The sequence below is a fragment of the Saprospira grandis genome, from assembly GCF_027594745.1.
GTDB lineage: Bacteria > Bacteroidota > Bacteroidia > Chitinophagales > Saprospiraceae > Saprospira > Saprospira grandis.
Genome location: NZ_CP110854.1, coordinates 91,143 through 104,582, shown reverse-complemented (window position 1 = coordinate 104,582; position 13,440 = coordinate 91,143). Strand labels below are relative to the sequence as shown.

The window sequence follows — 13,440 nt, the reverse complement described above, 5'->3', positions numbered from 1 at the left end:
ATGAGGATACCTAAGATATTATTTATCATGCGCTTTTGCTCCTTTTTGGCCCCTAGCTTTTTGTTAAACTTTTGCATTCCTACAGGCCCGAAGGGCCGCAGGCTGAGGGATGGGCAGCAGTGGCCGAAGGCCAGACCGAGACAGCGAAGCTGGCGAAGGGCCGAGCGAATAGCGAGCTGCGAGACAGCCCGACCCGCCCGCAGGGCGGGGCAGCCCCAAAAAATAATCCTCCTATTTCGTTCGTTTTTCAAAATAAAAAGTGACCAACTAAAAAAATATACTCCCTACTATGAATCGCAGATAGCGATATTTTTACACAGCCTTTATCATATAGCCCCTTATGTCTATTGTCAATATTACCTCAGCGCGTTATCGAAGTATTTTTTTATTAGAAGAAGAAGATCTTCTTCTCGTGCGTTCGGCCATGAAAGAAATTAAGCAATATAAAGCGCCTATTTTTGAGGACTTTCATCATTGGATGGCCACTCAGCCCGAATATAGCAGTGCTTATACAGAAGAAGTTGTCTCTGTTTTTGATCGTCAATCGGATCGTTTTTGGGAACATATTACTAGCGTAGAAATTTGTGCCTCTTCTATTGAGTATAGCTCAAAGTTAGTCTTGTTCTTTTTACAAATGGGCCTTCCTTTTGAGGCTTACCTATCTGCCGTTTTTGCCTTTAATGAAATCATAGAGAAAGCCTTTGTATACTATAAAATAGCGAGCTTTGAGCTGATGCAAGCCTTTAAGCGAACAAGCAGTGTTGGGGTTTTTGTGGCTATTGATACATTTAATAATGAGATGAATAAACAGCTGCAAGAGCAGAACGATATGCTCAGTCAGTTGTCTACTCCGGTGACTCCAATTTGGGAAGGAATATTACTGCTGCCTGTTGTTGGCATTGTAGATTCATTAAGGGCTCAAAATATTATGTCTACCGTACTCCATGAAGTCGCTCAACGACAAACCAAAGTATTCATTTTAGATATTAGTGGGGTGGCGATTATGGATACGGCGGTGGCCAATTACTTTTTAAAGGTGAGTAAAGCTGCTGCGCTAATGGGCTGTCGAACAATTTTGTCGGGAATTTCTCCAGCCATTGCCCAAACCCTTGTAGAACTAGGAGTGGATACAGGAAAAATAAGTACTCGAAGCCATATGCAAGATGCCTTAGAACAAGCTTTTAAGTGGACGCAACTCAAAGTTGTTCCTGCCTAAGAACTGCCTAGCTAGTGGCAGATAAAAAAACTGACAGGACTGTCAGGGAAAACTGACAAAAAGAACGGCTTTCTGTCAAAAATGCAGCCTTTTTTTTCTTTTTGGCAACTGGCACAAGAGCTGTTAATAGAGGGCTGTCTGACTTTAATTAGGGCCCAAAAGGGCCAAAAGAAGACAGACATTTTATTGAAAAAAGAATTCATCTATAACTAAAAAACAGTTTAGCTATGAGACCCATCAACGATCGCGTTGTTGTGCAACCTGCCGCCGCTGAAGAAAAATCTAAAGGTGGTATTATCTTGCCCGAACAGGCAAAAGAAAAGCCTCAGAGAGGCGTAGTAGTGGCCGTTGGTCCAGGTAAAGACGGAAATGCCCTTACTGTAAAAGTGGATGATGTTGTGCTTTATGGCAAATATGCTGGCCAAGAGATCAGCCATCAGGGAAAAGATTACCTCATTATGCGTGAGGATGACATTCTTGTTATTCTTGACTAAGTTTTCATCTTTTTTCTCAAATTTTAAAACACTAGCAATATATCATGGCTAAAAAAATTAGCTTCAATACAGATGCACGCACTCAATTGCGTGAAGGAATTAACGCTTTGGCGGATGCCGTTAAAGTAACTTTGGGCCCTAAAGGTCGCAATGTAATTATTCAGAAAGCCTTTGGCGCTCCTCATATCACTAAGGATGGAGTAAGTGTAGCCAAAGAGGTAGAACTAGAGGATCCCATCCAAAATATGGGGGCTCAAATGGCTAAAGAGGTGGCCTCTCGCACGGCAGATGTAGCGGGTGATGGTACCACTACAGCTACTGTTTTGGCCCAAGCTATGGTCAATGCAGGAATGAAATTGGTAGCTGCTGGTGCCAATCCTATGGACCTCAAAAGAGGTATTGATAAGGCCGTAACTAAGGTAGTTGCTGCTCTTAAAGAAAGTTCTGAAATCGTTGGCGACAACTTCAATAAAATTGAGCAAGTAGCCACTATTTCGGCCAATAACGATCCCGAAATCGGAAAACTCATTGCCGAAGCAATGAAAGAAGTAAGCACCAATGGGGTAATTACTGTAGAAGAAGCCAAAGGTCGCGAAACTTATGTGACTAAAGTGGTGGGTATGCAGTTTGACCGTGGTTACCTTTCTCCTTACTTCGTCACCAACACCGAAACGATGGAATGTGAGTATGAGTCTCCTCTCATCCTCATTCACGATAAGAAAATCAGCAATGTACAACAGCTGGTTCCCGTACTAGAAAAAGCCCATGGCGCTAGCCGTCCCTTGGTCATCATTGCCGAAGATGTAGATTCTCAGGCTTTGAGCACTTTGGTGGTCAACCGCATCCGTTTGGGCCTCAAGGTGGTTGCCGTAAAAGCTCCTGGCTTTGGCGATCGCCGCAAAGCTATGCTCGAAGATATCGCAATCCTCACTGGAGGTACCGTAATCTCTGAAGAGACTGGCTATAGCCTAGAAAACGTAGAATTGCACCATCTTGGTAGCTCTGAGCGCGTCACTGTAGACAAGGACAACACAACTATCGTGAATGGCGAAGGCAAGCAAGAGCAGGTAGATGCTCGGGTGGCCCAAATCAAGGTCCAAATGGAAAACAGTAGCTCGGAGTACGACAAAGAAAAACTACAAGAGCGTTTGGCCAAATTGGCTGGCGGTGTAGCTGTTCTTTATGTAGGTGCCCCTACTGAAGTAGAAATGAAAGAGAAAAAAGACCGTGTAGATGACGCACTTCACGCTACCCGCGCTGCCGTAGAAGAAGGTATCGTTCCTGGTGGTGGAGTGGCTCTTCTCCGCTCGGTAACTGCCCTAGATGGCGCAGAAGGCGAAAATGATGATGAAACTGCTGGTATCAACATCGTTCGCACGGCTCTAGAAGCTCCCCTACGCACCATCGCAAGCAATGCTGGCGTAGAAGGTTCTGTAGTGATCATGAAGGTATTGGAAGGCGAAGGCGCATTTGGCTACAACGCCCGCACCGAAACTTACCAAGACCTCAAAGAAGCTGGTGTAATCGACCCCACTAAAGTAAGCCGCGTAGCCCTAGAAAACGCTGGTTCTATTGCGGGTATGGTCTTGACTACCGAATGCGTAATCAACGATATTCCCGAGGAGAATGGCGCTGCTAGCATGCCCGGCGGTGGAATGCCTCCCGGTATGGGCGGCATGATGTAAATCATCTCCCCAAATCATTTTATCAACCAGAAAGTCTTTCGAGGCTTTCTGGTTTTTGTTTTTTTGGGGCGTTACTCCTTTCAGTCGTCGAACTGCGCCCTAAAGGGCTTGTTGTCGCCTCCCTTCGCTCGTCGGCGGTTACTCCCTTCGGTCGTCGAACTGCGGCCTGAAGGCCTTGTTGTCGTTTCGCAGCTCCCTGCTGTTTTTGGGGCCTCCGCCTCCCTTCGGTCGTCGGCGCTACGTTTCGCAGCTCGCTATTCGCTCGGCCCTGCGGCGCAAAGCGCCTTGGTCTGGCCTTCGGCCACTGCTGCACATCGCTAGGCCAAGCAGCTCTTGGCCCCATACATAAGCCCCAAAGGATTTTAGAAAAGGGCAAAAAAATGCTAATTTGCTCCCTCAAAACAATGACTACATTCATGAAAAAACTATGTTTGGGGCTACTGCTGCTTGGGCTGCTTTGGTCTTGTAAAGGTGAGGAAAAAGGCTGTACCTTTACCGAATTTCCAGCTGTTTTTCCCCAAGAGCTTTCGCTCATCAAAAACTATCAATATGAAAGTTTTGAGGGCGGTTCTAGCGAAAACTTTGAGCTCGATGGCATTTTGCGCTATCCGATTAAGGTCCGTTTTTTACAAAAGGGCTGTAAGGATTTGGTCCAAGAACTACATTTTGAGATAGACGACAGCCAAGACCCTATTCCAGCCGATTTGCCGCCTAGCGATTGCGCTAGACTTTTGGCGGGGATTTTCTTACAATTGGGCCAATCGCATCCGCAGCTTAGTATGTTGGGCAACTATGCCGAGCTATTTGGGCGCAGAGCCCCCAATTTTGAGTACAATCAACCGCTTTTGTTGCAAGATGGCTTTACCGCCCAAATTGACAAATTGACGAGCAAAAGTTATACGGTAATCAGTCTGACCTTAAGACAAACAAATGAAGAAGAATAACCGCTCTTATCAAGAGGCCTTAGATTTTTTATATGCTCAGCTCCCTATGTTTCAGCGGCAGGGGAGTACAGCCTTTAAAAAGACCTTAGACAACAGTTGGCGCTTATCGGAACGCTTGGGGGCGCCCGAAAAAAAGTTTCGCTCGGTCCATATTGCGGGCACCAATGGCAAGGGCTCGACCACCCATGTTTTGGCCGCTTTGCTACAAGCCCAGGGCTATAAAGTGGGGGTATATAGTTCGCCTCATTATAAAGACTTTAGAGAGCGAATAAAAATTAACGGGCAGTACATCTCGGAGGAAGAGGTGGTCAATTTTGTAGGGGAGCAAGAGGAATTTATTTTGGACCAGCAGCTCTCTTTTTTTGAGTTGACTGTAGGCATGGCCTTTCATTATTTTGCCCAGCAAAAAGTAGATTGGGCCATTATTGAAACGGGCTTGGGGGGGCGTTTAGACTCCACCAATATTATTTCGCCCGAGCTCAGTCTGATTACAAACATTGGTTGGGACCATAGTGATATTTTGGGCGAAAGCCTAGGGCTAATTGCTGGCGAAAAGGCGGGCATCATCAAGGCCCAAACTCCAGTCATTATTGGCGAGCGACAGAGCGAAGAAATTGCCCAAGCTTTTGCGCAAAAAGCCAAGGCCGAGCAGGCCCCACTTTACTATGCCGAGGAATTGGTCCAACTAAATAAAGGCGAAGAAAACTTATTGGGTGGCTACTATAATTACCAATATAGACATTTAGCTGCTGCGGATATTTTTCTGGACCTAGCAGGAGATTTTCAGTTTTTCAATCTGCGTTTGGCCTTGGCGGCCCTGCATCTAATGCAGGAAAAGCAGCTGATTGAGTTTTCGGAAGAGAAAATAAAATTTGCCTTAGCGAATATTCGCTCCTTAACGGGATTTATGGGCCGTTGGCAGCTATTGGAAGAGGGGCCGCCCATGCTACTTTGCGATTCGGCCCATAATGTAGATGGTCTGCGTTATTTGGGGCAGATGTTGGCTAAAATGGAATATGCGCAACTGCATTTTGTTTTTGGAATGGTTCGGGATAAATCGGCCGAGAAGATTTTGGCGGCCCTGCCCAAGGCGGCCAACTACTACTTTGCTGCGGCGCAAATTCCCAGAGCCAAGCCTGCTCAGCAACTGGCCCAAGAAGCTGCTAATTTTGGTCTAAAGGGAAGCGCCCATGAGAGCGTAGCCGCAGCTTTGGCCGCAGCTAAAGCCCAGGCCCAAAAAGAGGATATTATATTTGTGGGAGGCAGTATTTTTGTAGTAGCCGAAATTTTATAAACGAACTGCCATGCCTAAAACCCTAGTCTTTCTCCTTAGTTTTTTTTATGCTCTAGTCCTTTTGGGCCAAGAAGAGGCCGCCCTTGGCGGCCGCATTTACGACGAGCTTTCTTCAGATCCCTTAGTGGACATGCAATTGAGTTTATTGACCTTGGATGGGGCCATACAGCTTAGTGCTTCGACAGATAGCAAGGGGCATTTCTCTATTTATAATATTCCGCCAGGGCAGTATATTTTGCAGGGACAAAAAGCGGGCTATGCCTTACTTTGGGTAAGCGAGATAAAATTGGCCCCCTTGGACCTTTTGACGTTAGAGATTGGGATGGAAGGGCAAAGCTTTTTGATGAATGACAGTTTGAAACTGAATATAGCAGAAGTTTTGGCAGATTATAGGCCAAAAAAGAAGCCCAAAAAGCGAAAAAGGAAAAGAAAATTCTGGCGATTTTGGTCCAGAAAAAAATAGCTCATTTAGGGGGCGGTAGTGCGACAGCACTACCGCTTTTTTGTTTAGGGCAAAGGTCAGCGCCCAAGCCATTGCAGAAGGCCCAAAGCAGAGCAGGCCGCCCCGGCTGAGGGGCTGTAGCAGGGCCGCCGTAGGCGGCAGACCGAGGCTGCGCAGCCGCCGAAGGGCCGAGCAGGCTTGCGAGCTGCGCAATGGCCCGACCCGACCAAAGGGAGGGGCAGCCCCAAAAAAAGAAAAAATTATGTACTATAAAATAAAAAAAAGTGACAGTTAGAGAGTCGTAAATACTTTACAATTTGCTAACAAAAGCTTATATTAGAGCCGTTTTGGGCATAGAAGCCTATATTAACAAGCAAACCTAACCACTCTATAGTAAGTAGAGGCGTGTAGGTTTTTTTGTGTCCAAAATATATTTTCTAACTATTTTATAACAACATTTTATTTATGCGAAAACTACAATTGAGTTGGCTGCTCTTTTTGGGTCTTTGCTTTTCTAGCGGCATTTTGTCTGCGCAGTTGAGCGAAGATTTTGAAGGCAGTGTACCTCCTGCGGGTTGGGCTATTTTTGACAACGGTATTGGTACGGCCCAGTCTTGGGTGGCTGATACTGATGCAAATGGTGGGTCTCAGGCTGCAAGGGTACGTTTTGAGAATGTAACCGGCGGTAATGCGGTAGACTGGATGGTGACTCCATCGGTAGCTATTACGGCGGGGAACAGTGATTTGACTTTTTATCAGAAGCAGGGTTTTTCTGGATCTTTCGGAACTGTTTACACGGTTCGGGTATCTACTAGCTCTCAGACAGATACCAGCACATTTACCATTGTAGACACTCAAGGAGAGGCTGACTTTACGACTACTTATAGCGTGAAAACAGTAGATTTGAGTGCTTATGTGGGCCAGTCTATTTATGTTGCTTTTGTGATGGAGCAGGATGATGGAGACAACTGGTTGATTGATGATGTAAGCATTGGTGCGCCTCCCTGTTTGGATCCTACAGGCTTGATGGTAAGCAATGTAACGGCTAACTCTGCGGAGGTAGCTTGGACCACAGGTGGTGCTGCTCAGGCAGAAGTAGCTGTAGTTGCTGCGGGCAACATGCCTATGTCTGGAACAGTAACGGCCATGAACCCTTATACTGCAACGGGCTTGATGCCTGCCACGGCCTATGAGGTTTATGTACGTGACTACTGCGGTGCGGGTACAGGAACTAGCACCAACATGGCTATTGCTGGTGTAATGGACGGTCCTTTGACTGGCGGTACGCCTAAATTTGTAGAGGTGGTAGTCATCAATGATGTTGCAGACCTTTCTATTTATGGTTTGAGTTCTGCCAACAATGGTAGCGGAACCACGGCTGGTCCGGAAATGAACTTTCCTTCTGGTCCTGCAGTAGCGGGTACTCGTATTTATGTAGCGAGTGACTCTGCTGGCTTCCGTGATTACATGGGCTTTGATGCCGATATCATCGACGGTACAGTAAACGTAAATGGTGATGACGCCATTGAGTTGTATGAAAACACGACTGTAATTGATGTATTTGGTGATGTGAACACTGATGGTACAGGCCAAGCTTGGGAATACCTAGATGGTTGGGCTTATCGTATGGGTTCTGCTAACCCTTCTGCTACTTTCAATGTAGCGGATTGGACGCTATCTGGCCCCAATGCCAATGATGGTTGTAGCAGCAACGGTAGCTGTGCATCTGTATATCCTGCAGGCAGCTATAGCCCTGCTGGAAGCGGAGCCAACACTTCTAACTGGGTGGGTCCTGTTGCCTTTACTACCAACTGTACTTCTGTACCTGCTGGTGACTCTTTCAATTTGGCTATTTCTATTGATAGCACTCCTTATAGCATGATGGGTAACACTGGCATTTGCTATACCAACACCATTGGTAATAGTGCTGCTGATGTTTGGTTTAGCTATGTTATTCCTGCTTGTACAGACTCTTTGTACATTGGTCTAGATAGCTCTGACTTTGACACTTACCTCCGTGTTTATGCTGCTGATGGCATGACTCAGCTAGATGCTGATGATGATGATGGCGCTGCCGCTACTTCTCGTTTGGAGTTGGCCATTACTGGAAATGCTAACTACAATGAAGGCGATACCATTTACATTTTGGTAGAAGGTTTCTCTAGCAACACCGGTAACTTCGTACTAGATGTACAAGCTACTTCTGGCAACCCTGCAGGGAACATGATGAGCTCTGCGCTTACTGTAGGTAGTCTACCTTACAACAATGCTGGAAGCACAGTTTGCTACACCGACGAAATTGGAAATGCTTCTAATGACGTTTGGTTTATGTACATTATTGAGTCTTGCACAGACTCTCTAATCGTTAGCCTAGATAGCTCTAACTACGATACCTATCTTCGTATCTTGGATGCTGCTGGCAACCAACTAGACTTTGATGATGATGGTGGCGTTGGCGCTACCTCTAGAGAAGTAATCAGTGTATTCTCTGATACAGACTACAACGAAGGCGATACCATCTTTATCGTGGTAGAAGGCTTTAGTGGCAACAATGGCGACTATGTCCTAGACATTAGCCGCACAACAGGTACGCCTCCCAATGATATGGCTAGTGGTGCGATGATGGTAGCGGCTGCTCCTGCTTCATTTAGCGGAAACACTTCTTGCTATAGCAACACAATCGGTAACACTGCCGCTGATGCTTGGTTTATGTATATAATTGAGCCTTGTACAGATTCACTTTATGTGGACCTTAGCAACTCTATGTTTGATACTTACCTACGCATCTATGCTGCCGATACGGTTACGCTTCTAGATGATGATGATGACGGTGGATTTAGCACTCGCTCTTTGCTTGAACTAGATGTAACCAACGATCCTGACTACAACATTGGTGATACTATCTTTATCGTAGTAGAAGGCTTTGGTAGCAACTCAGGTATGTTCCAGCTAGATGTTATGCGCACACGCAACTACACGCCTGGTGATGTAGCTGCTGATGCTATCAATATCGCTAGCCTACCTTTTGTAGATAGCGCCAATACCGCTAGCGGTTGCTACAGCAACAGCATCGGTAACACTTCTAATGATGTTTGGTACCAATACATCATTGGCAACTGTACCAACGATTTGACTATCTCTTTGGATAGCTCTGACTACGATACTTACCTCCGCGTTTATGCGGCTGACGCCATGACGCAAATTGCCTTTAATGATGATGGTGGAGTAGGAACTACTTCTCGTCTAGATATCAATGTTGCCACAAGTACCGACTTCAATGATGGCGATACCATCTACATCTTGGTAGAAGGCTTTAGCGGAAACAATGGTAACTACGTACTAGAGGTAAGCAGCACTGTAGGTAACCTCGCTGGCGATTCTATTAGCACAGCTCTACCTATCGTTGCAATGGATACCTTGACCGGAAATACAGGCTGTTATACCAACACCGCCGGACAAAGCAGCAATGATGTTTGGTTCTGGTATGTGGTAGAAAACTGCCGCGACTCTATCGCTATCTCTTTGGATGGCTCTGACTTTGATACTTACCTTTCTGTTTTTGCTGCCGACGGAACAACCGTATTGGCTAGCGACGACAATGGCGCTGCTAACAGCAACGCTTATGTCATGATCGATCTGCCTAACACGGCCACCGTAAATGATGGCGATACCCTTTACTTCCTAGTAGAAGGTGCTGGAGCTGCCACAGGTAACTACCAAATCAGCCTAGAGACAACTCAGAATACTGGCGCTGGCGATATGGCCAATGACGCTATGGTTATTAGCAGCTTGCCCTACAGCAATAGCGGTAGCACTGATGGCTGTTATAACAACAGCATCGGTAATAGCTCAAATGATGTTTGGTTCCAATATGTTATTGATACTTGTACAAACAGTATCATGATTGGTCTAGATAGCTCTGACTATGACACTTACCTCCGCGTTTATGCGGCTGATGCCATGACTCAGCTTGCCTTTAACGATGATGGTGGATTTAGCACTACTTCTCAGCTTACCCTAGATGTAGCCAATGATACGACCTTTAATGAAGGGGACACGATCTACATCTTGGTAGAAGGTTTTTCTAGCAGCAACGGGAACTACGTACTTGATGTTAGCCGTATGGACTGTAACGGTACTGTAGACGCTGCAGCCGCACTCACTGGCCTTATGCCTACTTATTGCGAAGGAGAAGACGCTACTGGACAATTGGTTATTTATAACCTAGGTACAGACACGCTTGCCGCTGCAAACTATAGCATCACTGCTGCAGGTATTCCTGTTGCTACTGGCACAGAGAATAACATTCCTGCTGGCGATTCTGCTATCGTAACTGTTGGTCCTCTTCCCGTTCCCGCTGGTAGCATTACACTTGTAGCTACAGTAACTGCAGCTGGAGATGTTGACGCTAACAACGATGTAGACAGCTTTAGCATTACGGTATTCCCCGCTCCTTCTGTAAGCACTACAGACAATGGCGACGGAACTGCTACTGCCGACGTAACTGGCGGTACTATGCCTTATAGCTATATCTGGACCAATGGTTCTACTAGCGATACAGTCGTAGCCACTGGCCTACAAACTGTTACTGTAACTGACGCCAACGGTTGTCAAGATAGCGCTTCTGTAACTATTGTTGTAGCCCTAACTAATGTGGCTGGCCTAGAGCAAATTCAGCTCTTCCCCAACCCTGCCGACCAACAAGTAACGCTTAGCTTCGAACTAGCCGAAAGCCGTAACCTAGAGCTACAAGTTGTGGCCCTAAACGGTCAGGTGGTTTACAGCCAAACGCTTACTCAAGTTGGCCAACAAAGCTACACGATCCCCACTGCAGAGCTAGCTCCTGCTATGTATATGGTCCGTATCATCGATACAGAGGCCCGTACACAGGCTACTCAGCCTTTGGTGATTAAGCGATAGTCTTTATGGCTTTAGCTTTTGCTAAATAAACTGACCCTCTACAAGTTCTCTTGTAGGGGGTCTTTTTTTGGGGGCCTCCGCTGCGGCTTTGCCTTGCGGCGGTTACTCCCTTCGGTCGTCGAACTGCGGCCTAAAGACCTTGTTGTCGTTGCGCAGCTCGCTGTTGTTTTGGGGCCTCCGCTGCGGCTTTGCCTTGCGGCGCTACGTTCCGCAGCTCGCAGGTCTGCTCGGCCCTTCGGCGCAAAGCGCCTCGGTCTGGCCTACGGCCACTGCTGCACATCGCTAGGCCGAGCGGGCCCTTTGGGGCCCGCCTGGGCCTTCGGCCCAGCCAAACTGCTGCTATTGGTCCAATAAATAGGCCTCGGCCTGGGCTAGGCGAGCAGGCGTCCCAATATCAAACCAATCCTCTTGCTGATGTAAATAGGCCAATAAACGATCTGATTTGGCCCAATTTAAAAAGAAATCAATAATAGAAAACTTGGCCTTTGGTCCAGCCAATAAAGAAAAAGCCGCTGGCCCCAACAAACTAATGCCCGAAAAAGCATAGGCCGAAACCGCCAAAGGATCTGCCGCTCTGGCCCAACGATATTCCCCCGTTTTTTTATTTTGCCAGCCCACTAGCTCTTCTTCCAAAAATAAGAGTTGGCGACTAGAAGGCCGCTGACGCATGGCCAAGACCCCCAAAGGCTGCCCCTTTTGGGCCCAAAAATCAAGGGCGGCCCCAAAGTCAAAATTGCAGTAAATATCTGCATTGAGCAAAAATAAGGGCTGATCGGGCAATAAAAGGGGCGCGGCCTGCCGCAAGCCACCTCCAGTCTCCAATAATTGGCCCCGCTCATCAGAAATGAGGAGCGGAAAGGGAAGCTCCAAGGCCTGCAAATACTCTATCAGCTGCTGGGCATGGCTATGTACATTCACAATCAGTTGCTGGCATTCTGCCTGCTGCAAACGGTCTATCCAATACTGAATAATGGGCTGTTTTCCTAAGGGAACCAAGGCTTTAGGGATATGATTGGTGAGTGGAGCCAAACGGCTGCCTAGGCCCGCCGCAAAAATCATCGCTTGCATAAGTTGGTCTTTTTCTTCATAAATGAGCGAAAAAATACTAATTTCGGCCGTCTTCAGATCAAAAGATTCTAGTTTATCTAAAAACAGCTATCATGAAAGAAGTATATATTGTGGCTATGGGCCGCACAGCGATTGGAAACCTTAGCGGTAGTTTGGCTGCCGTTTCTGCTATTGAACTAGGTAAAACCGCCATTAAAGGCGCTTTGGAGCGTGGAAATATTGCGCCCGAACTGGTTCAGGAAGTATATATGGGTAATGTCTTGCAAGCCAATGTAGGACAGGCTCCTGCCAAGCAGGCCGCCCTAGCTGCAGGTATCCCGAATACGGTACCTTGCACCACAGTCAATAAAGTTTGTTCTTCTGGAATGAAGGCCGTGATGTTGGCTGCTCAGTCTATTATGTTGGGCGATAATGATATTGTTGTAGCTGGAGGGATGGAGAGCATGAGCAATGCGCCTCACTACTTGCCTTCTGGTCGTACGGGCATTCGCTATGGCAATGGCCAAATTGTAGATGCCATTGTTCGCGATGGTCTACAAGATCCTTATAATGGCGATATGATGGGCGTTTGTGGCGAGGTTTGCGCTGAGGGTAAAAACATTGATCGTTTGGCCCAAGACCAATATGCTTTGGCTTCTTATGAGCGGGCCCGTGCTGCTCAAGAAAAAAATCTATTTGCCAATGAGATTGTCCCTGTAGAAATTAAGGGACGTAAAGGCAAGGTTACTGTAGTGGATACAGACGAAGAAGTAGGCAATAGCCGAGTCACTGATTTGGCCTCTGTACAAAAGGTACGTTCTGTATTTAAGAAAGAAGGAACTGTAACTGCTGTAAACGCCTCAAAGATCAATGATGGTGCTGCGGCTATGGTATTGATGAGCAAAGAAAAATGCGAAGAGCTTGGTCTTAAGCCTTTGGCCAAAATTTGCAGCTTTGCCGATGCGGCCCAAGAGCCTGTTTGGTTTACTACCACTCCTGCACTAGCTATGCCCAAAGCTCTAGATAAAGCGGGCGTAGCCCTAGAAGAAGTAGATGTTTTTGAAATTAACGAAGCATTTTCTGTAGTGGCTTTGGCCAATATGCAGGCCCTCAATATTCCTCATAAGAAGGTAAATGTACTTGGTGGTGCCGTTTCTATGGGCCACCCCATCGGAATGTCGGGTTGTCGTATTGTTATGGCTATGATTACTGCCCTTACTGAGCGCAATGGCCGCTATGGTTTGGCGGGTATTTGTAATGGTGGCGGTGGAGCCTCTGCTATGCTTATTGAGCGTCTCTAGTTCTTCGGTCCAAACTAAAAGCGTCCCTCTTTGCTGGTCAAAGAGGGCCGTTTTTTTTTAGCGGCAAGCAGGCGGCGCAGCCGCCGCAAAGGCGCGC

9 protein-coding genes are annotated in these 13,440 nt (G+C 46.8%); 8 read left to right on the top strand and 1 reads right to left on the bottom strand.

The annotated features are described in order from the left end of the window. Positions 1–340: 340 nt before the first annotated feature. The 7 genes from OP864_RS00410 to OP864_RS00380 all read left to right on the top strand — a co-directional run bounded on the left by OP864_RS00410 (position 341) and on the right by OP864_RS00380 (position 10,995). On the top strand, positions 341–1,216 hold the full coding sequence (locus OP864_RS00410; protein WP_270099355.1) for an STAS domain-containing protein: 876 nt from the start codon (positions 341–343) through the stop codon (positions 1,214–1,216). A gap of 227 nt (positions 1,217–1,443) precedes the next feature. After that, positions 1,444–1,710: a co-chaperone GroES gene (locus tag OP864_RS00405; RefSeq protein ID WP_002661144.1), complete on the top strand. Its 267-nt coding sequence runs from the start codon at positions 1,444–1,446 to the stop codon at positions 1,708–1,710. Positions 1,711–1,754: 44 nt separating this feature from the next. Then, entirely contained in the window at positions 1,755–3,395 is a 1,641-nt protein-coding gene (gene groL / locus OP864_RS00400) for a chaperonin GroEL (RefSeq protein WP_270099354.1), read from the top strand. A 416-nt stretch (positions 3,396–3,811) separates the two neighbouring features. Then, entirely contained in the window at positions 3,812–4,339 is a 528-nt protein-coding gene (locus tag OP864_RS00395) for a hypothetical protein (RefSeq protein WP_014373119.1), read from the top strand. Continuing rightward, positions 4,326–5,633 (top strand): bifunctional folylpolyglutamate synthase/dihydrofolate synthase, encoded by a 1,308-nt coding sequence (locus OP864_RS00390; protein WP_270099353.1) that lies wholly within the window; start codon positions 4,326–4,328, stop codon positions 5,631–5,633. The genes OP864_RS00395 and OP864_RS00390 overlap by 14 nt, the downstream gene beginning before the upstream one ends. 10 nt (positions 5,634–5,643) lie before the next feature. Beyond that, positions 5,644–6,096 carry a carboxypeptidase-like regulatory domain-containing protein gene (locus tag OP864_RS00385; protein ID WP_270099352.1) on the top strand — a complete coding sequence of 151 codons (453 nt, stop codon included), beginning with the start codon at positions 5,644–5,646 and terminating at the stop codon, positions 6,094–6,096. A 444-nt stretch (positions 6,097–6,540) separates the two neighbouring features. Then, on the top strand, positions 6,541–10,995 hold the full coding sequence (locus OP864_RS00380) for a T9SS-dependent choice-of-anchor J family protein (protein ID WP_270099351.1): 4,455 nt from the start codon (positions 6,541–6,543) through the stop codon (positions 10,993–10,995). Positions 10,996–11,334: 339 nt separating this feature from the next. Here OP864_RS00380 and OP864_RS00375 read toward each other — a convergent pair whose 3' ends face one another. Further along, the gene (locus OP864_RS00375) at positions 11,335–12,063 is read right to left on the bottom strand and encodes a nucleotidyltransferase family protein (protein ID WP_270099350.1); all 729 of its coding nucleotides are present in this window, start codon (positions 12,061–12,063) and stop codon (positions 11,335–11,337) included. 92 nt (positions 12,064–12,155) lie between these two features. Between OP864_RS00375 and OP864_RS00370 the strand changes: the two genes are divergently transcribed. Further along, positions 12,156–13,343: an acetyl-CoA C-acyltransferase gene (locus tag OP864_RS00370; protein ID WP_270099349.1), complete on the top strand. Its 1,188-nt coding sequence runs from the start codon at positions 12,156–12,158 to the stop codon at positions 13,341–13,343. Positions 13,344–13,440: the final 97 nt, after the last annotated feature.